This is a genomic window from Massilia mucilaginosa, from assembly GCF_011682145.1.
Lineage (GTDB): Bacteria > Pseudomonadota > Gammaproteobacteria > Burkholderiales > Burkholderiaceae_D > Telluria_A > Telluria_A mucilaginosa.
The window spans coordinates 1-513 of record NZ_WHJH01000197.1 but is presented as its reverse complement, the minus strand read 5'-3'; the positions used below and the strand labels follow the sequence as shown (position 1 = coordinate 513).

Genomic DNA, 513 nt, shown 5'->3' with positions numbered 1-513 from the left:
CCACAGCGGGGTCTCATCGGCATTGAGTTTCTTGATGGCGGCGGCCTGGTCGGCCTTGGCCAGTTCGACCACGGCAGCCTGGATCTCGGTCTGGCGCTCGTGCAAGGTCTTCAGCGTTGCCAGGGACTGCGAGACGCTGGGGTCGTCCCTGGCCAGTTCCACCGCGGTGCCGTGGGCCTTGCGAAATTCGTCACGGGCCGCGCTCAGGTTCTTGTAGCCCTGCTGGTTCTCGGGCGCCAGGATGATGTTGCGCAGCGCCTGGCCCATTTGCAGGCCCTGCGCATACAGGGTGGTGCTGGCGCCCAGGAAGGCTTGATCTTGCTTGATGAACACTTCGAATTTCGTGGTCGCATTCTGCATGCCCGCAATGGCGACGCCCAGGGCGATCGTAAACAGGGTGAAAACAATCACCATGCACAAGGCCATTTTGTTCCGTAATTTCATTGTGCTCAACCTCGTTCGTTGGGAATGCGCGGCGACCGGCAAGACCACGCCGGCGACAAATAGAGTGTC

The 513-nt window shown here is 60.8% G+C and carries 1 pseudogene; it reads right to left on the bottom strand.

Annotated elements, in window-relative coordinates:
- Nucleotides 1–414, bottom strand: a pseudogene (locus F2P45_RS34470) (methyl-accepting chemotaxis protein); the annotation flags it as partial.
- Nucleotides 415–513 lie beyond the last annotated feature (99 nt).